Origin of the sequence: Sporosarcina obsidiansis, from assembly GCF_009651005.1 — a bacterium.
GTDB lineage: Bacteria > Bacillota > Bacilli > Bacillales_A > Planococcaceae > Sporosarcina > Sporosarcina obsidiansis.
In genome coordinates this window covers 1-22353 of record NZ_WHVW01000007.1, presented here as the reverse complement: position 1 = coordinate 22353, position 22353 = coordinate 1, and the positions used below count along the sequence as shown (strand labels likewise).

20 protein-coding genes are annotated in these 22353 nt (G+C 37.6%); 19 read left to right on the top strand and 1 reads right to left on the bottom strand.

Features of this window, described 5'->3' with window-relative positions; genetic code table 11:
• Positions 1-13 precede the first annotated feature (13 nt).
• Genes GD002_RS07690 through GD002_RS07675 form a run of 4 tightly spaced genes read left to right on the top strand, consistent with a single transcriptional unit; the run spans position 14 to position 3894 of the window.
• The gene (locus tag GD002_RS07690) at positions 14-1039 is read left to right on the top strand and encodes an ABC transporter ATP-binding protein (RefSeq protein ID WP_153731774.1); all 1026 of its coding nucleotides are present in this window, start codon (positions 14-16) and stop codon (positions 1037-1039) included.
• Positions 987-1958 carry an ABC transporter ATP-binding protein gene (locus GD002_RS07685; protein WP_153731773.1) on the top strand — a complete coding sequence of 324 codons (972 nt, stop codon included), beginning with the start codon at positions 987-989 and terminating at the stop codon, positions 1956-1958. The genes GD002_RS07690 and GD002_RS07685 overlap by 53 nt, the downstream gene beginning before the upstream one ends.
• 26 nt (positions 1959-1984) lie before the next feature.
• A complete protein-coding gene (locus GD002_RS07680) occupies positions 1985-2989 on the top strand; it encodes an ABC transporter permease (RefSeq protein ID WP_153731772.1) in 1005 nt (334 codons plus the stop codon).
• A gap of 17 nt (positions 2990-3006) precedes the next feature.
• Positions 3007-3894 carry an ABC transporter permease gene (locus GD002_RS07675; protein ID WP_153731771.1) on the top strand — a complete coding sequence of 296 codons (888 nt, stop codon included), beginning with the start codon at positions 3007-3009 and terminating at the stop codon, positions 3892-3894.
• Positions 3895-3975: 81 nt separating this feature from the next.
• Here the strand turns inward: GD002_RS07675 and GD002_RS07670 are convergent, their stop codons facing one another.
• Complete coding sequence (locus GD002_RS07670; RefSeq protein ID WP_194841510.1) at positions 3976-4896, bottom strand: LysR family transcriptional regulator; 921 nt, start codon at positions 4894-4896, stop codon at positions 3976-3978.
• A 141-nt stretch (positions 4897-5037) separates the two neighbouring features.
• Here GD002_RS07670 and GD002_RS07665 point away from each other — a divergent pair, with 141 nt between their 5' ends.
• The 15 genes from GD002_RS07665 (at position 5038) to GD002_RS07595 (ending at position 22155) form a co-directional block, all read left to right on the top strand.
• On the top strand, positions 5038-6225 hold the full coding sequence (locus GD002_RS07665; RefSeq protein WP_153731903.1) for an acyl-CoA dehydrogenase family protein: 1188 nt from the start codon (positions 5038-5040) through the stop codon (positions 6223-6225).
• A 30-nt stretch (positions 6226-6255) separates the two neighbouring features.
• Positions 6256-7401 (top strand): acyl-CoA dehydrogenase family protein, encoded by a 1146-nt coding sequence (locus GD002_RS07660; RefSeq protein WP_153731769.1) that lies wholly within the window; start codon positions 6256-6258, stop codon positions 7399-7401.
• 27 nt (positions 7402-7428) lie between these two features.
• Complete coding sequence (locus tag GD002_RS07655; RefSeq protein WP_153731768.1) at positions 7429-9000, top strand: long-chain-fatty-acid--CoA ligase; 1572 nt, start codon at positions 7429-7431, stop codon at positions 8998-9000.
• Positions 9001-9024: 24 nt separating this feature from the next.
• Positions 9025-9816 (top strand): enoyl-CoA hydratase/isomerase family protein, encoded by a 792-nt coding sequence (locus GD002_RS07650; protein WP_153731767.1) that lies wholly within the window; start codon positions 9025-9027, stop codon positions 9814-9816.
• A 24-nt stretch (positions 9817-9840) separates the two neighbouring features.
• Positions 9841-10824, top strand: coding sequence for an NAD(P)H-dependent flavin oxidoreductase (locus GD002_RS07645; protein ID WP_153731766.1), 984 nt, complete (start codon positions 9841-9843; stop codon positions 10822-10824).
• Positions 10825-10842: 18 nt separating this feature from the next.
• A complete protein-coding gene (locus tag GD002_RS07640) occupies positions 10843-11748 on the top strand; it encodes a 3-hydroxyacyl-CoA dehydrogenase family protein (protein WP_153731765.1) in 906 nt (301 codons plus the stop codon).
• A gap of 67 nt (positions 11749-11815) precedes the next feature.
• Positions 11816-12964, top strand: coding sequence for an acyl-CoA dehydrogenase family protein (locus tag GD002_RS07635; RefSeq protein ID WP_153731764.1), 1149 nt, complete (start codon positions 11816-11818; stop codon positions 12962-12964).
• A gap of 16 nt (positions 12965-12980) precedes the next feature.
• On the top strand, positions 12981-14174 hold the full coding sequence (locus GD002_RS07630; RefSeq protein ID WP_153731763.1) for a thiolase family protein: 1194 nt from the start codon (positions 12981-12983) through the stop codon (positions 14172-14174).
• A complete protein-coding gene (locus tag GD002_RS07625; protein ID WP_153731762.1) occupies positions 14175-14579 on the top strand; it encodes a PaaI family thioesterase in 405 nt (134 codons plus the stop codon).
• A complete protein-coding gene (locus GD002_RS07620) occupies positions 14572-15732 on the top strand; it encodes a thiolase family protein (protein WP_153731761.1) in 1161 nt (386 codons plus the stop codon). Before GD002_RS07625 ends, GD002_RS07620 begins: the two co-directional genes overlap by 8 nt.
• A 14-nt stretch (positions 15733-15746) precedes the next feature.
• Positions 15747-16529: an enoyl-CoA hydratase/isomerase family protein gene (locus tag GD002_RS07615; RefSeq protein ID WP_153731760.1), complete on the top strand. Its 783-nt coding sequence runs from the start codon at positions 15747-15749 to the stop codon at positions 16527-16529.
• A gap of 27 nt (positions 16530-16556) precedes the next feature.
• The gene (locus tag GD002_RS07610) at positions 16557-16952 is read left to right on the top strand and encodes a PaaI family thioesterase (RefSeq protein WP_153731759.1); all 396 of its coding nucleotides are present in this window, start codon (positions 16557-16559) and stop codon (positions 16950-16952) included.
• A gap of 471 nt (positions 16953-17423) precedes the next feature.
• Positions 17424-19046, top strand: coding sequence for a DUF2075 domain-containing protein (locus GD002_RS07605; RefSeq protein ID WP_228548327.1), 1623 nt, complete (start codon positions 17424-17426; stop codon positions 19044-19046).
• Positions 19047-19624: 578 nt separating this feature from the next.
• Entirely contained in the window at positions 19625-20647 is a 1023-nt protein-coding gene (locus tag GD002_RS07600; RefSeq protein ID WP_153731758.1) for a DUF4062 domain-containing protein, read from the top strand.
• A 464-nt stretch (positions 20648-21111) separates the two neighbouring features.
• Positions 21112-22155, top strand: a complete 1044-nt coding sequence (locus tag GD002_RS07595) for a hypothetical protein (RefSeq protein WP_153731757.1) — start codon at positions 21112-21114, stop codon at positions 22153-22155.
• Positions 22156-22353: the final 198 nt, after the last annotated feature.

The window sequence follows — 22353 nt, the reverse complement described above, 5'->3', positions numbered from 1 at the left end:
AGGGGGACATTAGATGAAACCATTACTTACCGTTTCTGGTTTGAAAACCCACTTTTTCACAGATGAAGGAGTGGTTCGTTCAGTTGATGGTGTATCCTTCATAGTAAGTGAAGGCGAAACAATCGGTATAGTTGGGGAATCTGGTTCTGGAAAGAGCGTAACAGCTCTTTCTATCATGAACTTACTTCCCTATAAGAAAGGGAAAATTGTCGAGGGAGATATTATGTTTCAGGATCAAAGTCTGGTGGGGCTAAAGCCGAAGGAAATGCGAGCAATACGTGGTAATGATATTGCGATGATCTTTCAAGAACCTATGACAAGTTTGAATCCTGGCTATACGATAGGAGATCAAATTAGTGAAGCAATTAGACTGCATAAAAAGGTGAGACGAAAAGAAGCAAGAAAAAGAAGTGTGGATCTATTGACGGAAGTAGGGATCCCAAATGCTGAAAGAATGGTGGACGAGTATCCACATAAGCTATCAGGCGGAATGCGTCAACGAGTAATGATCGCTATGGCCTTAGCTTGCGATCCTAAATTACTCATAGCTGATGAACCTACTACTGCTCTTGATGTAACGATTCAAGCACAAATACTGGAACTTATACAAAAATTAAAAAATGATAGTAATACTTCTATTTTAATGATTACACATGATCTCGCGGTTGTATCAGAAGTCTGTGATCGCGTAATTGTCATGTATGCTGGTCGAGTTGTAGAGGAAGCTAGTGTGAAAGAGATCTTCGAATCACCTTCACATCCTTATACAAAAGGCTTAATTGATTCTATTCCATCTATTGATGTGGAAGTTGAATGGTTGAAGACCATCAAAGGGAACGTGCCTATTCCTTCTCAAATGCCGACAGGTTGTAAGTTTTCTCCAAGATGTCAATATGCAATGGAACGCTGTACAAAAGAAGAGCCTGAATTAACACGGTTTGAATCTGGTCAGAAATCTCGTTGTTTTTTAGCAAAGGAGGTAAAGGATGAAACGACCATTATTAGAAGTCAAGAACTTGAAGTTGCATTATCCGATTGATAAGGGCTTTCTGGAAAAAGAGCAGAACTATGTAAAAGCCATTGACGGTGTGAATTTTTCATTATATGAAAATGAAACATTCGGTCTTGTAGGAGAATCAGGATGTGGAAAATCAACGACTGGTAAAGCCATTATGAAATTGATTGAACCTACGGATGGGGAAGTGATTTTTCAAGATCGGGATATTTCAAAATTCTCAAGATCTGAAATGAGAAGTGTGTATAAAAATATCCAATTAATTTTCCAAGATCCTTTTGCTTCATTAAATCCTAGAAAAGCAGTTGGCAAAATTATTGAAGAGCCTCTCATTGTCAATAGTAATTTGGATTCGAAGGCACGCCAAGAAAGAGTGAATGAATTATTGGAAACAGTAGGGTTACATGCGTATCATGCATCACGTTATCCTCATGAGTTTTCAGGAGGACAACGGCAACGAATTGGAATTGCACGAGCATTGGCTCTCAATCCTAAAATTATCATTGCCGATGAAGCTGTGTCTGCATTAGATGTATCTATTCAGTCTCAGGTCTTAAATTTGCTGCGTAAATTACAGCGGGAGCTTGGACTTACCTATTTGTTTATATCTCATGATTTAAGTGTTGTTAAACATATTAGCGACAAAATTGGAGTCATGTATTTAGGGAAAATTATTGAACAGGGAACAAAAGATGGTGTCTATACAAAACCACTCCATCCATATACAAAGGCTCTATTATCCGCTTCACCGGCTATTAAATCAGAAAACAGAAAAGAACGAATAGTACTTAAAGGCGATATGCCAAGTCCAATGAATCCACCTACTGGATGTGCATTTCATCCAAGGTGTTTCGCAGCAAAACCTGAATGTAATAAAATTCTACCTGAATTGCGGGATGTAGGTGATGGGCATTTTGTTGCCTGTCATTTATATAACGAATAGTCCTACAAAGGAGGTGGCTGGAAACTATGAAATCTTATATTGCACGCCGTTTACTACAATTAATTCCAGTTTTGCTTGGTATGTCAATCGTTGTCTTTGCCATAATTCATGCAATTCCGGGAGATCCAGCAACGGTCATTTTAGGTGACCAGGCTACTCCGGAGACTGTTGCGGATTTGAAAGCTGAAATGGGATTAGATCAACCGATTACTACGCAATATGCTTCATATGTAAAAGATATTGTAACTGGTGATTTAGGAACGTCTTTAAAAACTAAGAAGCCTATTAAAGAAGAAATAATTCCGTATTTAATGGCGACCGTCGAGTTAATGATAATTAGTATGGTGATAGCAATTATTATTGGCGTAAATGCGGGGATTTTGGCAGCTTGGAGGAGAGCTTCGTGGTTTGATTATTCCGCTATGCTGATCGCATTAATAGGCGTTTCAATTCCAGTTTTTTGGCTTGGTTTGATGGAACAATGGATTTTTGCTGAGAAATTTGGCTGGTTACCTTCGACTGGTCGTATGAATGCTAGAGAGCCTATAGAGGCAATTACAGGATTGCTTTTGCTTGATACGACCATACAGGGGAATTGGACAGGGTTTGTAGATGCATTTAAACATTTAATTTTACCGGGGATTGCGTTAGGAACAATTCCTATGGCTATTATCGCGAGAATAACAAGATCAAGTATGCTTGAAGTGTTAAATGCAGATTATGTTCGTACTGCTAGAGCTAAAGGTTTGTCAGAGTTAAAGATTCTTTATAAGCATTCCTTGAAAAATGCATTTGCTCCTGTCTTAACGATTATAGGAATGTTAGTAGGTCTATTATTGGGCGGAGCCGTGCTGACAGAGACCATTTTTGGTTGGCCGGGTATCGGACGTTATATTTATGATGCAATTGGCTCAAGAGATTATCCAGTCATTCAATCTGGAATTTTACTAGTTTCAACAATTTTTGTGTTTGTCAACTTGTTTGTAGATTTACTTTATGCACGATTAGATCCGCGAATAAAATATCGTTAAGGGAGGGTGGTTAAACTATGGAATCTACTTCAGAAGTAATTAAGCCCGTTGAAATAAAAGCAGCCAAAAAGCCGTTATGGCTAGAAGGATGGAAAAGAATAAAAAGACAACGTTCAGCTATGTTTGGTTTATCGATTGTTCTATTTTTTATTTTGATAGGGATTTTAGCTCCTGTTCTAACATCCTATCCATACGATGGTTTCTATCCAGATCGAACCTTAATCCCACCAGGAGAGGAACACTGGTTTGGCACTGACGACCAGGGGAGAGACATTTTTAGTCGAATCGTTTTCGGTGCAAGAATATCACTTTGGATAGGATTTTTCTCAGTGATAGGTTCAATAATTGTAGGCTGTCTATTAGGGTTAATCGCTGGATTTTATGGAAAATGGGCTGACTCCATCATTTCTCGTTTTTTTGATATTATGCTTGCTTTTCCTAGTATTCTACTTGCCATTGCAATTGTTGCTATTTTAGGACCAAGTCTATTCAATGCTTTAATTGCAATTGCCATCATTAATATACCTACATATGGACGATTAATTCGTTCACGTGTATTAAGTGTTAAAGAAGAAGAGTACATTATGTCGGCAAGATCAATCGGAATGTCCGATATTCGTATTTTATTTCAACATATTTTACCGAATTCCATTACACCAATTATTGTTCAGGGAACGTTAGGTATTGCTACTGCCATTTTGGAAGCTGCGGCCTTGGGGTTTCTTGGTCTAGGTGCACAGCCAGGGGAACCTGAGTGGGGGAAAATGTTAGCGGATTCAAGACAATTTTTAACAGTAGCTCCGTGGACATTATTATTCCCAGGATTTGCGATTATGCTAACTGTTGTTGGATTTAATATGTTTGGCGATGGTTTACGTGATGCGTTGGATCCTAAAATGAAATAAAAAAATAGCCTACAAATATTTCTACGGATGGATCAGATCCACTCGTAGAAATATTGAAATCTAGCTACTGTGATTCTACTATTAAACATTAACTTTAAACATTTCATTAAATTTAGCTCCAAGTGCGTTAATAAAGGTGTTTGTTTCAATTGAAATGGATTTGTTTTTTACTTTGACTAAACCTAGATGGCTTTTATCGGGAATATTAATCCGCAAAGGGATGGGGATCATTTCGCCAGTTTTAACGAAGGGATTATTTAATAGTTCAGCTTCTGTTTCTATAGTAATTGCCAATCCCTTTCTAACGGTTTCCCTAATTGTTTCTATATTATTTGTGGTAAATAACACATCGAATGGACCGAATAGGTTGCAAAACCTTTCGAAAAACCAATTCATAAATTCAGCATTATACATAACAAATGTATAATTTTTCAAATCATTCGGTGTTAAAGTCTCTAAAGATGCTAAAGGAGAAAGCCGATCAACAAAGATAAAAAACTTAATCTCGTAAAAATTCTGGAAATTCACGATATTCTGATGTTTAAAAGTCTTGTCATAGATCGCTAAAATACCAATATCAAGCTTGTTATTAATCGTAGAGTCAAGAATATCCACTGAACTCATTTCACTGAACGAAACGCGCTGGTGTGGAAATTCATTTTTCAACTCAGATAAAATTCCAGGCAAAAAAGGCAGGTGTAATCCGGAAACTAAGCCTATTTTCAATTCTTTTTGCTGTGAGGTTTTAAAAGTATTTGCATTGTGTTTTAACTCGACTAACTTAGAAAGTATGTCTGTGGCATTTTGAATAATTACTTTTCCTTCAGTTGTAGGAGTCACACCTGAAGATGAACGCTCAAAAATACTGATTCCCAGCTCGCCCTCTAGACGTAATATAGATTGACTTATGGCTGGTTGGGAGACGTGTAAGTCTTGCGCTGTTTTAGAAAATGATTGAGTTTTTGCTACGGAAACGATGTATTCTAACTGTTCTATTCTCATAGTACTTCCCCCCCACCGATAATTGGAAATTATCATTATCTTATCATGTTATGCCCTCAATATGTTGTATATATGATTGAAAGAATGGTAAGAAAATGAATTATTGCTTTGTATACTAACACTTGAAGGAGAGAGTAAATGATGAATTTTACGCATACAGAAGAACAGAATATGTTGCGCAGTACAGTTAGGGGATTTGTCGATAAAGAAATCATGCCTCACATCGGAAAATGGGATCGAGAAGGAAAGTCTGATCCTATGATATTGAAAAAGATTGCCAACCTCGGAATTATGGGTGTTTGTATTCCTGAGACGTATAGTGGAAGCGGGATGGATTATAACTCATTAGCAATTGTTTGTGAGGAATTAGAACGTGGAGATACTGCATTCCGAACTGCTGTTTCGGTTCATATTGGATTAAATAGCCTATCAATTTTACAGTGGGGCAATGAAGCGCAGAAGCAAAAATATTTAGTACCACAAGCAAAAGGGGAGAAAATCGGTGCTTTTGGACTTACTGAGCCAGGTGCAGGATCTGATGTTGCGGCAATGCAAACAACAGCAGTAAAAAATGGTGATCATTATATTTTGAATGGCCAAAAAACATGGATTTCATTATGTGATATTGCGGATAACTTTTTAGTGTTTGCTTACACAGACGACAAGTCAATGAGACATAAAGGCATTTCGGCATTTATTGTTGAACGAAATTGGGAAGGATTTTCTTCTAAAGCAATTAAGGGGAAATTAGGTATCCGTGCTGGTAACACAGGAGAGCTATTTTTTGAAAATGTTAAAGTACCTAAAGAAAATTTACTTGGTGAAGAGGGTGAAGGATTTAAGATTGCGATGGCTGCACTAGATAATGGTCGATTTACAGTAGCCGCAGGAGCTGTTGGTCAAATTATGGCGTGTATGGAAGCAAGTGTTGCATATTGCCATGAACGAGAAACATTCGGTAAGCCAATTGGCAAACATCAACTCGTTCAACAAATGATTGCGAATATGGAAGCAGGCTATGAAATGAGTAGATTACTGGTCTACCGAGCAGGTGAATTAAAGAATGCTGGAAAAAGAAATACTCGAGAGACTTCCTTAGCAAAATGGCAAGCATGTGATTTTGCAAATAAAGCAGCAGATGATGCTGTACAAATTCATGGGGCTTATGGGTATTCCGATGAATATCCAGTCGAACGTTATTTGCGTAATTCAAAAGCACCTGTCATCTATGAAGGTACGCGTGAAATACACACTGTGATGCAGGCGGAATATGTACTTGGTTATCGAAAAGATAAAGAGTTAAACAAAATGATGCCTGCTTGGAATTAATTAATGAAACCCAAAAAGGGAGGGATTGCTATGTTTGCGACACTAGCTCCGGAAATTAAACAAATGAAAGAGACCGTTCGGAACTTTGTTGAAAAAGAGGTGGAACCTTTTGCTCAACAAATCGAGGATGATGATAAAATTCCTCAACACTTAATAGAGCAATCAAAAGAGCTTGGATTATTTGGTTTAAGTATTCCCGAAGAATATGGAGGAATTGGTTTAAATACAGTCGGTAAGGCCGTCATACTTGAACAACTTGGTCGGACGCATAATGGATTTGTAAGTTTAATTAGTGCACACACTGGAATTGGAAGTACAGGTCTTGTTCAATTAGCCTCACCCTATTTGAAAGGAAAATTTTTACCGGATTTAGCTTCAGGTAAGAAAATAGCCGCGTTTGCTTTATCAGAGGCAGGTGCAGGATCAGATGCTACAAATTTAGCAACGACTGCAGTGAAAAAAAGAGATAAGTGGATAGTAAATGGTACTAAGCATTTCATCACAAATGCACCGGTAGCAGATGTATTTACGGTATTTGCTTTAACTAATAAAGAAAAAGGAGCGAAAGGTGGAATTACAGCCTTTCTAATTGAAAAAGATTTTCCGGGCTTTACTGTCGGGAAAATAGACAAAAAAATGGGGCTAAGAGGTTCTTATACTGCTCAACTGATCTTTGAAGATTGTGAAGTACCACAAGAAAATGTTATTGGTGATGTGGGAATGGGCTATATGTCTGCTTTGAAAATACTAGGAGAAGGTCGCGTAGGTTTGGCGGCAAGAGCTGTAGGTTCATGCGATAAACTTATAGAAATGTCTACAGTGTATGCAAAAGAAAGAGTCCAGTTTGGTAAGCCAATAGCGGATAATCAGGCAGTTCAGTGGATGCTTGCAGATATGGCAACTGAAACGGAAGCTGCCAGAATGCTTACTTTGAAAGCAGCACATATGATAGATGATGGAGAAAAAGCGATAAAAGAGGCATCTATGGCAAAGTTATTTGCTTCGGATGTATTTAATAGAGTCGCTGATCAAGCTGTACAGATTCACGGTGGACTAGGCTATATAGGTGAATACCCTATCGAAAGATTTTACCGTGACGCACGAATAACGAAGATCTATGAAGGAACAAATGAAATCCAGCGTTTGATTATTGCCAGAAAGTTATTGGAAGGTTAACTAATCAGTAACTGGAGCGTGATATTAGTGGAGAAAGTAGTGAATAAGCCGTGGTTACAGTGGTTTAAAGAGAACTCGGTCACCACCGAGTTAACTGAGTGTTCAATCTACAAGTTGCTTGAAAGAACAACGAATAAGTACCCTGAACGAACGGCAATTATTTTTAATGATGAATTTTGTAACTATTCTACTTTGAAAACATCAGTAGATAAATTGGCTGGAACATGGCAAGAAATTGGATTGAAAAAAGGTGATCGAATCGGTCTAATGATGTCCAATCATCCACTTTATATAGTCAGTTACTATGCTGCACATGCATTGGGATTAATCGTTGTACAAGTTAATCCGCTATATACTTTTCGTGAATTAATAAGAATATCGGAAAACTCTCAAATGCAATACATTGTGTATGATAAAACTGCTAGTCCAACAGTTCAAGCGGTAAAAAAACTATATGAATTTACTCAATGTTTCTCAATCGAAAAAGAAGAAGGATTCATGTCCCTTGATTCATTGATTGAGAATGGAGTTGAGATCCGTACTATAGAAGAGATTTATCCAAATGAAGACATTGCAGTTATTCAATATACGGGTGGTACAGGTGGAGATATGAAAGGTGTCATGCTTACTCATTCAAATCTGACATCAAATGTATCTCAAGGATATGAAATGTATGGTATAGAAAACGCAAAAGAAGCGGTAGTTTTAACAGCAACCCCCCTCTATCACGTATACGCAATGACTAGTGCGATGAATTTAAGTATTTTCATGGGGGCGTCCATACTATTAATTGCAAAATTCGATGTCCAAATAGTACTAGATAGTATCCGGAAATATAAACCCTCATTCTTCCCTGGTGTACCAAAAATGTATAGTGCATTTATAAACTTCCAGAATATTCAACGATACGATCTGAGTTGTTTGAAGTATTGTACTTGTGGATCAGCGCCATTACCTATTGAAGTAATAAAGAGATTTAAAGAATTGTCCGGAGTGATGATTGCTGAAGGATTCGGATTGTCTGAGGCTTCCCCAACAACACATCGGAATCCTGTATGGGGGAAACAAAAAGTTGGTAGTATTGGGGTTCCTATTCGAGATACTGATTGTAAGATTATTGATGAAGATGACTATGAGTTAGGTCCAAATGTCGTTGGAGAGTTACTTATTAAAGGACCTCAAATTATGAAAGGCTATTGGAACAATGAAATAGAAACAAAAAAGGCTTTACAAAATGAGTGGTTACATACCGGTGATCTAGCAATGATGGACGAAGAGGGATATTTTTTCATTGTCGGTAGGAAAAAGGAACTAATTATTATTAATGGTTTTAATATATATCCGCAAGAGGTGGAAGAGGTTTTATATGAATATCCAGACATTCAAGAAGTAGCAGTCATAGGAATTGTAAGAGACAACTCTGAAGAAGTGATCAAAGCTTTTATTGTTCCTAAAACCGGTGTGACGCTAGATTTGGAAGTCATTAAACAATTTTGCTGTCAGAAATTAGCGCCTTATAAAGTGCCAAAACTATTTGTAATTATAAAAGAACTGCCTAGGAACACAGTCGGTAAAATACTGAAACGATTGCTCAACTAAGAATTTTAATGTGGAGGAAATAAGATGAAATCTAACAAATATACGCATTATAAATATATTTCTATTGATGTTGAAAATAATATAGGTGTAGTAAAACTCAATCAACCAGAAGTGAGGAATGCATTAAGTTTAGAAATGAGAGAGGAGTTAAGGAGTTTTTTCACTAAAGTAAACAACGACTCTGAAGTGAAAATAGTCATTCTGACGGGCGAAGGGAAAGCATTTTCTGCGGGTGGAGATTTAAGTACATTACAAGGAATAAGTGCAGAAGCTGGCCGTCAAAGATTGCAAGCCGGTCATCGGTTAATCTATTCTGTTTTGAATTTAGAGAAGCCTGTAATTGCTGCTCTGAATGGTGTAGCTGCAGGAGCAGGTGTAAGTCTGGCTTTGGCTTGTGATGTAATCGTTATGGCAAATTCAAGTGCATTAATTCAAAGTTTTATGAAGGTCGGATTGATACCGGATTTAGGTTCCTTATACTTTTTACCAAGTTTGATTGGACGTCACCGAGCGCTTGAATTAATGCTTACTGGTGGAAAGGTAACCGCTGATCAAGCGTTGGAGATGGGCATTGCGAATCATGTTGTTCCAAGCGAAAAACTAGAAGAAAAAGTACATTCTCTTGCTTCAACTTTAGCAGAAGGTCCAGCACTCTCTATGGGCTTGACGAAGAGGTTGGTGAATAGAACGGTACTCGATGAGATTGGTAAGACACTGGAATTGGAAGGATTTGCACAAGGAATGTGTTTTGAATCTACTGATTTTAAGGAAGGCGTAGATGCATTTTTTGAAAAGCGTACTCCAAGTTTTAGCTAATCAAAAGTCAAAGGGGGTGTCCAAATGAGCAAAGATACACTACTAAAATTATCGGATCATCTCACATTGCCCATTGTGGCAGCACCGATGTTTCTTATTTCAAGTCCAGCTATGCTAATAGATTGCTGTTTAAATGGGGTTATTGGTTCATTTCCAGCTAGTAATGCACGCACAATTGAGAAACTTGATGAATGGATGAAAGAAATTAACCAGTCTTTTATAGATGCTAGGAAAGAACACGAAAAAAGGAAAATAGCACCTTGGGCAATAAATATTATTGTTCATACGTCTAATGGAAGGTTTAACGAAGAGTTAGAACTTGTAAAACAGCATCAGCCACCGATAGTTATTACTTCACTTGGATCCCCAAAGCGTGTGGTAGAAGTTGTCCATGGTTATGGAGGCATTGTATTTTCTGATGTAAGTACAGTGGCTTTTGCCAAAAAAGCTGCAGAGGCAAAAGTAGATGGCTTGATACTTGTTTCTGCTGGCGCTGGTGGGCATGCAGGACTTATTAATGGGTTCGCTTTCATTGATAGTGTCAAAGCTTTCTGGGATGGCATCATATTATTAGCTGGATCCATTTCAACAGGTGCTGGTGTTTTGGCAGCGCAAGCAGCTGGTGCTGATTTAGCATATATGGGCACGAGGTTTATTGTAGCTAAAGAGAATTTTGCAAAAGATGCGTATCGTGAAATGATCCTTGCCTCAAATTATGAAGATATTATTTATACGGATGCATTTTCAGGTGTCCATTCGAACATGCTCATCCCTAGTATTGAAAATGTCGGTTTAGATATTAACGATCTAGTAAGAAAAAAAGAGATTTCATTCGATAATAATTCTGATAATCGAAAATTAAAAGCCTGGAAAGATATTTGGTCCGCTGGTCATGGCGTAGGTGGTATAGAAACAATTGATAGCACGACCAATATTATTAATCAATTAAGAGAAGAGTATGAAGAGTCATTATGTAGTGTAAATGAATTTGCCAAAAAAATAATCTAAAGAGGCGGAGTGGTTTTTATGGTAAAACGTATGATTAATCAAGTGGCGGTTGTCGGTTCAGGTGCAATGGGATCACAAATTGCAATAGTATGTGCGCTGGCAGGATATCCAGTTACTTTGCAGGACATTGAACAGTCAAGTATTGACAAAGCGAAAACTTTTCTTAAAGGACAGATGGACAAACGTGTGGATAAAGGACGGTATACTCGTGAAGAAGTGGATCGTGCATTTGATAAATTGGTTTTCACAACGGATATTCAACAGTTATCTAAGGCGAATATAGTCATTGAGGCTATTGTAGAAAAACTTGATGCTAAACGAGACCTGTTTGCCCAACTTGATAAAATTGTTGCTTCAAATACGATTTTGGCAACGAATAGTTCAACAATTGTCAGTTCAAAATTAGCAGATGTAGTGAGTCACCCTGAGAACGTTTGTAATATTCACTTTTTTAATCCTGTGCTCGTAATGGAAATGGTAGAAGTGGTGAAGGGGCCGCATACATCTAATGAAACAGCGTCTGAAAGTATGGAGTTTATTGAGAGTATTAAGAAAACACCCGTGTTATTAAAGAAAGAAATATCAGGTTTTATTGCAAACCGTATTTTAGGAAAGTTAATGGACGAAGCGTTATTTCTTTATGAGAATGGTTATGCATCAGCAGACGAAATTGATATTGTTTGTAAAAAAGCGCTAAACCATCCAATCGGCCCATTTGCACTGCTTGATCTTACGGGGTTAGATGTAAATTATTTTGTTCGCCAACAACGTTTTGAAGAAACGGGAGACGAGAAAGATCGTCCGTCAAAAGTTGTAGCTGAAAAGGTTGCGAAAGGCGAACTCGGTAGAAAAACTGGAAAAGGTTTTTATAAATATGATGAAAAAGGAAAGAGAATAGAAGAAAGTTATATACACAATAATTAATTAGGGTTTTCCTGGATCAAAATTGAAAAGCAAATTCTAAAGTATATACGTGTTATGGAGGGATTGTATGAATTTTAAATTAAGTGAGGATATTTTACTTTTAAAGCAAAGTGTACGGGATTTTGTCCAAAGTGAAGTAGAAGAAGTTACCATGCAAATCGAAGAAGAAAATAAGATCCCCAACCATATCGTAAAAATGTCGAAAGAAATGGGTTTGTTTGGGTTGAGTATTCCCGAAGCCTATGGTGGACTTGGCATTGGAATGGTTGGTAAGTGTGCTTTATATGAAGAAATTGGTGCTACACATAATGGTTATACCACGCTTATTGGTGCACATACCGGGATAGGCACTGTGGGGATAGTGGAAATGGGGAACGAAGCTCAAAAACGGAAGTACTTACCGAAGATGGCTACAGGTGAGTGGATAGGTGCATTCGCTTTGACAGAACCCGAGGCTGGATCAAATGCAACGAACTTAAAAACAACCGCTGTTAAAAAAGGTGATAAGTATATTCTGAATGGCACAAAACATTATATTACAAATGCAACAGAAGCAAGTATTTTCACGGTGATGGCCGTAACAGAGCCATCTAAAGGTGCAAAAGGAATTACTTCATTTATCGTAGAGAAAGATTTTCCAGGATTTCATGTAGGCGCTGTTGAAAAAAAGATGGGATTACGTGGCTCAGATACTGCTGAAATTATAATGGATAATTGTGAAGTTCCTGTTGAAAATGTGTTGAGTAATGAAGGTGAAGGTTACGTAAATGCTTTGAAAATATTAACAAATGGACGTGCCGGATTGGCTGCTCGGAATTTGGGATCTTGCCAGAAATTATTAGACTTATCAGTTGCTTATGCGAAAGAGCGAGTGCAATTTCAAGTTCCGATTATTGAACATCAGGCGGTTGCACATATGTTAGCTGAAATGGCGGTCGATATCGAAGCACTTAGATCATTTACTTATCGAGTGGCTTGGATGGTGGATGAGGGGAAAACAGTGATAAAAGAAGCAGCCATGCTAAAACTTTTTGGCTCAGAAGTATATAACCGTGTCGCGGATAAAGCATTACAAGTTCATGGCGGGATCGGCTATATTTCTGATTATCCAATTGAGAGATTTTATCGAGATGCTAGAATCACACGCATCTACGAAGGAACATCTGAAATTCAAAAAAATATTATTGCAGGACAACTTTCTAAAGAATATTCGTAATGGGGGCTTAATACTAATGAGCGAACGTATCGTTATTGTTGAAGGTGTACGCACACCTATTGGAAGATATGGTGGTGCACTAAAAGATGTCAACTCAGGATTTTTAGGTGCGCATGTGATTGAGAAACTTCTCGAGAAGATATCACTTTCACCTGATCAAGTCGACGAAGTCATTATGGGGGAGGTACGACAAACGACTGAGTCCTCCAATGTGGCGCGAGTTGCAGCGATCAGAGCAGGCATACCGATTGAAAAACCTGCTTTTACTGTGAATCGTCTTTGTGCATCTGGTATGCAAGCCATTGCGTCGGGAATTCTGCAAATTCAATCAAAACAAGCAAAAATTGTTGTAGCAGGCGGAACGGAGAGTATGAGCTGCTCGGCAATCTATTTGAGAGGTTCACGTTTTGGTGGTGATAAACCGTACCTTGTAGATTCTAATTTGGAAGCTGGTCAACAGCCGAAAGAAATGTACGGTGATGAGATGGGAATGGGCATTACAGCTGAAAATGTCGCTGAAAAGTACAATATTTCAAGAGAAGATCAGGATGCATTTGCCATAACTAGCCAAGAACGAGCGGCTGCTGCAATTCGAGATGGAAAATTTAAAGAAGAAATCGTTCCGTACGAAATTAAACAAAAAAGAGAAACATATTTTTTTGATGTGGATGAACATCCGCGACCTGAAACAACGATTGAAAAACTCGGAAAGTTAAAACCAGCATTTAAAAAAGATGGAACAGTGACTGCTGGTAATGCTTGTGGGAGAAATGACGGTGCCTCAGCGGTACTTCTAATGACTGAATCTACAGCACAAGAATATTCATTAGTCCCACGTGCAGCAGTTGTTGATTGGGTAGCTGTTGGGGTTCCACCTGAGATCATGGGAATTGGACCGATTCCCGCCATTAAAGAACTATTAAATAGAGTGAATATGTCTATTGAAGATATCGATTTGTTTGAAATAAATGAAGCGTTTGCTGCTCAGGCTTTAGCAGTTCAACGAGAACTAGCGATTGATTCAGATAAACTAAATGTATGTGGAGGTGCAATTGCACTGGGACATCCTGTTGGTTCTACTGGCTCACGAATAGTAATTACATTGATGCATCAACTTCAAGATAGGAATTTACGTTATGGTATAGCGTCGCTTTGTGTTGGTGGTGGACAGGGTATGGCTATACTAATCGAAAATTTACAGGTGAGATAAATGGGCACTAAAAATATAATGATAAAAAGTACTGACTTTATTGGTCACCTCGGCATTCATATAAACTATGAAAGCAATATACCGGTTGATGTGTCGTTAGATGTTAAAGAGATACATCTAGATGATCTTGGACATGTTTCCAATGGAGTATATTATACTCTCCTAGACATCGCAATTGGTTCTTCAGTTCCTACTTTGCCACGAGACTCTTCCGTGACTATTGATTTACATGTAGAAGTTTTCAAACGCAGAAATGCTGAAAAACTAATATGTAAAGCGTATGGTGTGCATAAAGAAGGGAAAATTGGTTGGGGTCAAGGAGATATCATTGATGAAGAGGGGACGCTAGTTGCAAGGGGGATGGGGACATTCAAAATAATGGAGGGTGGGAGAACTAATGGATAATCCAGTTATTGTGTCAGCAGTTAGAACTGCAATCGCTAAACAAGGAGGGGCACTTTCTTCTATTCCATACTATGAATATGGTGCTGAAGTGCTTAAAGAAGCAATTAAGAGAGTTCAGTTAGATCCGGAAGATATTGACGATGTAATACTAGGAAACTGTCTAAGTGGTGGTGGCAATGCCGCAAGAAGGACATTATTAGAAGCTGAGTTCCCGGTAAATGTTCCAGGATTGACAGTAGACAGGCAATGTGGATCATCTATTAATAGCGTAGCTCTTGCTGCTGATTTAGTTCGAGCAGGCAGTGGCACGATATACCTGGCCGGGGGGGTAGAGAGTATGTCGCGTTCTCCTCATTTATTAATGCCAGCTGATCGTTCTTATGATCGACTACCTCCGAGATTTGTAAAACGATCACTTTCTTCAGGTAAAATTGGTGATCCTTCCATGGGAATAACAGCAGAAAATCTGGCAGAAAAGTTTGATATATCACGGGAAGAACAAGATAATTACGCTGCCGATAGTCAACGTAGAATGGGGCATGCTATAGAAAATGGTTACTTTGACGAACAAATTGTACCAATAGAGGTCACGAAGGGAAAAGAAACATGGTCATTTAATCGTGATGAACATCCGCGTTCTGGAATAACTACAGAAAAACTTAGTAAACTTCGTCCTGTTTTTAAAGAGGGTGGTTCAGTGACTGCCGGTAACTCTTCAGGAGTCAATGACGGAGCATCTGCAATTGTTGTCATGTCAGAAACAGAGGCGAAAAAACGTGGGTTGGAAGTTTTGGCACATATTGTGGATTCACAAGTCGCTGGTGTAGATCCTAATATTATGGGCATTGGTCCAGTACCTGCTGTTAAAAAGTTATTAGAACGCAATCATTTAACGATTGCGGACATTGATTTTGTGGAATTAAATGAGGCGTTTGCAGTACAAGTGCTTGCTTGTAATCTTGAATTAAACATTCCACATGAAAAATTAAATGTCAACGGAGGTGCAATTGCACACGGTCATCCAATCGCTGCAACAGGTGGAATGCTTGTTGCAAAAGCAGTATATGAAATGAAAAGAACCGGTGCGAAGAGATCGCTAGTTACTGCATGTATTGGCGGAGGTCAAGGAATAGCGCTTTTACTAAAAAAATAAGGTGGGGTGGGTAAATGAATACTTATCAAAATATTTTAGTAGAAAAAACAAATCAACTTGCTTATGTCATTATTAACTTACCAGAACAGCGAAATCCTTTGAGTAAAGATACACTTAAGGAAATGAAAGATGCGTTGGAAGAGTTAAAGTATGACGAAGAGACAAAATGCATCATATTTACAGGGCAAGGAGATAAATCTTTTGCAGCAGGTGCAGATATCAGTCAACTTAAAGATAAGGTGCCTTTAGATGTATTATTACCTGGTAGCATGCAAGAAACGTATGACTATATTGAAGCTTACGATAAACCGACCATTGCTATGATTAACGGATTTGCACTTGGCGGTGGCTGTGAATTAGCAATGGCCTGCGATATCCGAATAGCATCTGACAACGCAAGATTTGGATTGCCGGAGTTAAATCTTGGTATCATACCGGGGGCAGGTGGAACTCAGCGAATGGCTCGTCTGATCGGTAAAGGAAAAGCGATTGAACTTATTTTAACGGGTAAAATTATATCCGCAATGGAAGCTGAAAAGATTGGGCTTGTCTCCGAAGTAGTATCGAAGGAGCAGTTAAAGGAAGCTGTGGAACACACAGCAGGTCAAATATTATCTAAAGGACCGTTGGCGGTTAAACTTGCTAAAATGGTAATCCATACCGGGTTTGATACGGATACAAAAACAGGACAAATAGTAGAAAAGCTTGCGCAGGCAATTTTGTTTTCTACAAAAGATAAGAACGAGGGCATTAGTGCCTTTTTAGAAAAGCGTCAGGCAGAATTTATATCAAAATGATCCTTTAATTTTTTGGGGGGAGAACAGATGACAACGATCATGGAAATAAAGCAAGAGTACGAAAATCATCATTATCTTCACCACCTAGGAATAGAGATTTTATCTTTGGAAAAGGAAAAAGTAATGATTCGATTGAATGTACAAGATTATTTATTAAACACCAACGGAACGCTTCATGGAGGGGTTTGTGCTTCGTTATTAGATATTATCCAAAGTATACAGTTACGTATAGTTACTAAAATAAGAAGTTCTTGTATAAATTCTACTGTGTTTTTCATGGCACCAGTCCAAACGGGAATTGTATATGCAGAAGCCTCAATTCTTTCCAAAGCATATAAAACGGCATTCGTTGAAGGAAAGTTGATAGATGAAAAAGGAAGATTAATTTCAAAAGGTATATCCACCTATCGGATACTAATATAAAGGACATTTGCTTGAGGTTCACTTATTAGTGACTACACAGATATCTGCCTTCTGAGATTGTTAGAAAAGATTCCAAGGTTTGGACACAGGACACCTATATTGATGGCATATTGTATTCGCGAATCCTACACGCGTAGATGCTGAAATAGCCGAGCCTTTGGACGTGGTTTTGTCTCATACAGGCTCTATATCATGAATATGTATAACCCTTCAGAATTTTGAAGGGTTTTTGTGCTTTTTTGTCTGAGTTCCGCGATTGAATCGTAGGATTATGGACAAGAATTATTAAGTTCTGTTCAAGCGTCGAAGAGGTCCTCACTTGAGGTATCGAATCCTCAAACAACTTAGAAACAATATTGAATTATTTACGAATCACCTGGTATCACCTGAAGAAAAGTGACTATTAGGCTGTTTTCTTTACCAATCATTGTTATAATTGTAACCAAAGCAACAGAAGAAGAAGGTCGCAAGATGTCGGCAATTGAAATACTGACTTGGCCTTTCCAACAGAGCGCCATGAATCAGATTAATAATAAACAGAACTTCTTGAATTATCCTGTCATTTATATTTTGAACGGGAAGAAAGAAGCGTACATAGGAGAAACGCTTTGTTTCAAGAAACGCATGCAAGCGCATTTGAAGAGCCGGAAGAATATGAATGAAGTTAATCTGATCAAGCACGAGCAGTTCAACCGGTCTGCGACATTTCATTTGGAAACGAAATTGATCAATTACTTTTTAGGTGATGAAAAATATTCATTGCAGAATAAGAGTAAAACAGCTAGTGATTTTACGCATAACTACTACAATAAATCGTTCTATGACCAGGATCTCTTTGAAGAACTTTGGAAGAAGCTGCACGAACAGCATTTGGTCGATAATGAGCTTCACGTTATTGAAAATAAGGATATCTTCAAGTTGTCCCCGTTTAAGGAATTGACGCTTGAGCAACTAGATTTGAAGGATAAGGTGCTAGAGTTTTGTAAAAGGCAAATAGAGACTGATTCAGGCGAGTACGGCAGTCTATTAGTCGTGGAAGGAGAAGCAGGTGTAGGGAAAAGTGTCGTGCTGAGTTCGATTTTCAATACAATTCAGGAACTTGCAACGGAGCCGTCCTCACATTTTTTTGGAACAGAGAACTACTTAGTCGTAAACCACGAAGAAATGTTTAAGACCTACAAAGGCATCGCCAAACAGGTGAAGCACTTAAAAGCGAAAAACTTTGCCAAGCCCACGCCATTGATCAACCGGCTACAGAAAGAGAACAAGAAAGCAGACATCATCTTTGTAGATGAAGCCCATCTGCTCCTAACTAAGCCAGATACATACAACAACTTTTACGGTGAAAATCAGCTGGAGGAATTGCTTAAACTCGCAAAAGTTGTGGTCATCATCTATGACCAAGATCATGACTTGAAACTGAAGAGCCTGTGGGGTGCAGAATCACTGGAAGCGCTAAAGCAGACAAGTGCCCATCAAGAAGAATACCAACTGACCAACCAATTCCGCATGCAGGCAAACGACGACGTGATCGATTGGATCAACAACTTCAAACGCAAGAAGTTGACCCCGCTACCTACAGATGAAGGATATGAATTGAAAGTATTTGAAACGCTCGAAGAAATGCATGAAGCCATCATAGAAAAAAACACTGAATTCGGTTTAAGCCGTGTAGTTTCCACCTTCGATTTCCTGCACAAAAAAGACGGCCAGACCTACTATGTAAAAGAATCCAACGGTGAATACCAGATGCCCTGGAACACAACAAGCACCAAATACACCTGGGCGGAAAAACCGGACACCATCAGCGAAGCTGGATCTATTTATACCGTACAAGGCTTTGATCTAAACTATGTCGGCGTCGTCCTCGGCCCTTCCGTGCAATATGATTCAGTGAAAGATGGGATGGTGATTGATAGGGGAAAGTTTATGGATAAAGGCGCTTATACGGGGACGGATGGCATTGATCATGTGGATGTAGTTAAAGAGAAGATTGTTTTGAATTCGATTAATGTGCTGATGAAGCGGGGAATTAAGGGGCTTTACTTGTATGCTAGTGATGAGGGGTTGAGGGAGAGGTTGTTGGGGCGTTGAGATTTGATCTAGTAATCTTAAGTTGGGAGTATATGTGTGGGAGATAATTAAAGTTGTTTTATGAATGTGGAAGTTCGAAGTTACATGTTAGTTTGTCATACAGGCATTCTTTATCATATGTACTTTCTTCTTACAAAATACAGCGGTAACTCTCTTTTCTCTTATTCAGTGGTTTAACATCTACACTAGTTGCCCATTATTTCGCGACACTAAATGTATACAGGCTAGAATAGTATCGGAGTTATTTGGGGCACAGGCACCTTTTATACAAGAATGTTTATAAGGGTTAATTACAGCATAACGAAAAGCAAAATAAAGAATTGTGTGATTAGACATTTGGAGGAAGCGCGGCTAAATGAAAAGTAGTAAAAAGTGAAGTGTCTAGAGAAATTTCACGAATTTTTCTCACGCGTTAAATGAACGTTACCTTATTTTAAACGTGCTTTAAGGGTACGTTCGGCAAGGGTGGGGTAATAAAATGTTTTTTGTTCCCGTTCGTTTTCAGTCACATAATATGTAAAATAAATGGTTGATTATGTTAATGTAGTAATAACTATTAGATATAAGGAAGGTATATTATGAAAAAGAAACTTCAAGTATTTATCTCTTCAACTTATGAGGATTTAAAAGAGGAACGTCAAGTAGCAGTTGAATCTGTACTAAATGCAGGACATATACCTGCGGGAATGGAATTATTCAAATCTGATGACAAATCACAAAAGGAAATTATTAAAAGGTGGATTGATGAATCAGACGTTTATATGCTTATCCTAGGAGGAAGATATGGCTCTATAGATAAAGAAACAGGATTGAGCTATACACATTGGGAATATAATTACGCTGGTGAGGTTGGAAAGCCAAGATTTGCGGTAGTAATAGACGGTGCTGCATTAGAAGAAAAAGTAAGAATGATAGGTAGCTCTGTTATAGAGCGAAATGACCCTGCTCTGTATGAAGAATTTAAGGGCGAGGTGCTTTCAAAAATATGCAAATTTTATAGTGATTTGAAGGATATTAAGATAACTGTATTAGAATCATTAAAAGAATACGAGAGTAACCCAGAACTCTATGGATGGGTATCAGGGAGAGAAGTAAGAAGCATAGAAAAACTTGAACAAATAGATGTATTAGAGAGTAAGTACGCTACCTTATTAGAACAACACAACAAACTACTACAAGACAATGCGAAACTGCAAGGGCAAAAACGTACAGACAGAGCGATTGACGGTTTACCTTTCGTGGAAGTGAAGTCCCTATTAGAAGATATTGAAATAGTGATACCTAAAGAGACGGAAGGAATTAATCTAAAGAAAGATTGGCAAACAAATGTCCATACCCTCTTCATTGTATTTAGAGAGTATTTAGCTGTAGGTATTCAAAATAAAAGAGGTATGTCTAAAATTGATAATATAGTCTTTTTTAAAGTGGCACCGTATCTTATGCAATATGGTTTAGTTGAAAAATTAAAACAAACTGGAACACCTGTATTAAGAATGCAAACAACTAAGGATGGAATGAGGTATTTAAAGTTTGTGGATTTAGAAAAGAGAGAAAAAGAGGACTTACAAGATGAAGTTGCTATTAAAAGTGAACACAATTGATAACGACTGCACCATACTGGAAAAGCACGGATTCAGCCCTATCATAAGTCCCTATCAATAGTGCGACATAAAGAATAGTTATAGAAACACGCTGTATAACTATCATAAAGCCACATATAGAAGGTATCCACAAAGACGCCAAGATAAGTTGATAGATTAGGTTGTAGCCATACAGCACAACGTAAAAAGCAACAGTTATGACAAACAATAGAAGGATTGGTTCAGCGGACTAAACAACTTTATGAGTAATTAGATTAGCTGCTGTGTAGAAGCAGCGTCAATCTTATGTGGCAGAAGGGGTACACCATGGGGGGGCTTAGTACATCACCCTCAACAAGAGGATGCACAATATATGTGGTGGTTTCAAAACGTTTTTATGCACAATTGAAATATATACCGTTGTCTTCAATTCTGGCTTCATGAATTTTAACGATGTTATATAATATTGTAAAGGGGGAGGGTTTATGAAAATTATAATTGATTTACAAACTTTTTCAGGGGTTAAGCAATCTTTAAAAAATCTTTTAGATGATAATTTTGAGAGGTTCGAAAAAAGGTTAATTGAATTTTTGAAAGATGAATCTTTTAATGAAAAGATTGATACAGAGTTTTTAAAAGAAAATAAATTATTTGATTTAAGTAATATAAATTATGAAAATATTTATTTCAAAGGATTTCATTATACCACTAGGGGTTCCAGTAAATCTTGCTATGAAGATATAAAACCATTGCCTAGAATGCTAACTGAAGAGACAACTTTAAAGCAGTTTTTCACCAAATACGGTATAGAGTTTGATTTGGAAAATAATACTTTAATTCATAATGATGTGAGACATGAAATTATTTCTAATGATAAGATGTCTAGTATTGAGACGAAAGTAAATACTGACCCAGAGGTATGGGCATTTTTGAGAACTAAGGATATTACATATTATTTTAGAGATAATTATGGGATTCCAGAGTTTGTTGGGGATATATATAGATATCTTGATTACAATAGTGAGTTCCTTGAAGAGTGGAAAAGATTATACGGTGTACCGTGGGTTATAGAATTTGTATATCCACTTTCTCGAATGGATGTATATGCTAATTTTCATGAGATGGGCAAAAATTCATTTTTAAAAGAACAGAACGGGCTTGATGATGAATCTGAAAATTATTATATTGAAGAATTTAAAAGATACCAAATTAAAGGTACAGTTGATTTGGTATTGAAGACTTATTTAGGAATGTTAAAACGTTATCTTATACCTGAAATTTTTGATTGCAAGGAAGGTATAGAGTACTTAATTGATATAGATTTCCATAATGAAAATAAAGATGAATTGTTTAATCAACTAAACGAGTACAGTGTATATACCAAAAATATACAAGTATTCGATGATGAACATTTAGAAATTATAATGGCTGTAAACAAAGGTGAAGTTGTGCCTAGTGAGTTGATAGTTAAGAATTGGGATATAGATGAATTTAATTTATTCACATATAAAGAAAATCGATTTGTATAGTTTAAGTTGTGCAGATTTATAAAATTGTAAATTTGTAAAGTGTTACAAAATCTTATGTACAGTGTATATAACGATATCTAAATATTTTTTGAACAATAAAGGGGAGTTGTTACACTCCCCCCAGACTGTAGACAAACTCCGGAAATTTGGAGTTTGCCTACAGTCTTTTTTCTTTTACAATAGAGTAAACGCCAGGAA

Coding starts and splice junctions, on each gene's coding strand:
- GD002_RS07690 (WP_153731774.1), top strand. CDS start 14: ATGAAACCATTACTTACCGTTTCTGGTTTGAAAACCCACTTTTTCACA.
- GD002_RS07685 (WP_153731773.1), top strand. CDS start 987: ATGAAACGACCATTATTAGAAGTCAAGAACTTGAAGTTGCATTATCCG.
- GD002_RS07680 (WP_153731772.1), top strand. CDS start 1,985: ATGAAATCTTATATTGCACGCCGTTTACTACAATTAATTCCAGTTTTG.
- GD002_RS07675 (WP_153731771.1), top strand. CDS start 3,007: ATGGAATCTACTTCAGAAGTAATTAAGCCCGTTGAAATAAAAGCAGCC.
- GD002_RS07670 (WP_194841510.1), bottom strand. CDS start 4,896: ATGAGAATAGAACAGTTAGAATACATCGTTTCCGTAGCAAAAACTCAA.
- GD002_RS07665 (WP_153731903.1), top strand. CDS start 5,038: ATGAATTTTACGCATACAGAAGAACAGAATATGTTGCGCAGTACAGTT.
- GD002_RS07660 (WP_153731769.1), top strand. CDS start 6,256: ATGTTTGCGACACTAGCTCCGGAAATTAAACAAATGAAAGAGACCGTT.
- GD002_RS07650 (WP_153731767.1), top strand. CDS start 9,025: ATGAAATCTAACAAATATACGCATTATAAATATATTTCTATTGATGTT.
- GD002_RS07645 (WP_153731766.1), top strand. CDS start 9,841: ATGAGCAAAGATACACTACTAAAATTATCGGATCATCTCACATTGCCC.
- GD002_RS07640 (WP_153731765.1), top strand. CDS start 10,843: ATGGTAAAACGTATGATTAATCAAGTGGCGGTTGTCGGTTCAGGTGCA.
- GD002_RS07635 (WP_153731764.1), top strand. CDS start 11,816: ATGAATTTTAAATTAAGTGAGGATATTTTACTTTTAAAGCAAAGTGTA.
- GD002_RS07630 (WP_153731763.1), top strand. CDS start 12,981: ATGAGCGAACGTATCGTTATTGTTGAAGGTGTACGCACACCTATTGGA.
- GD002_RS07625 (WP_153731762.1), top strand. CDS start 14,175: ATGGGCACTAAAAATATAATGATAAAAAGTACTGACTTTATTGGTCAC.
- GD002_RS07620 (WP_153731761.1), top strand. CDS start 14,572: ATGGATAATCCAGTTATTGTGTCAGCAGTTAGAACTGCAATCGCTAAA.
- GD002_RS07615 (WP_153731760.1), top strand. CDS start 15,747: ATGAATACTTATCAAAATATTTTAGTAGAAAAAACAAATCAACTTGCT.
- GD002_RS07610 (WP_153731759.1), top strand. CDS start 16,557: ATGACAACGATCATGGAAATAAAGCAAGAGTACGAAAATCATCATTAT.
- GD002_RS07605 (WP_228548327.1), top strand. CDS start 17,424: ATGTCGGCAATTGAAATACTGACTTGGCCTTTCCAACAGAGCGCCATG.
- GD002_RS07600 (WP_153731758.1), top strand. CDS start 19,625: ATGAAAAAGAAACTTCAAGTATTTATCTCTTCAACTTATGAGGATTTA.
- GD002_RS07595 (WP_153731757.1), top strand. CDS start 21,112: ATGAAAATTATAATTGATTTACAAACTTTTTCAGGGGTTAAGCAATCT.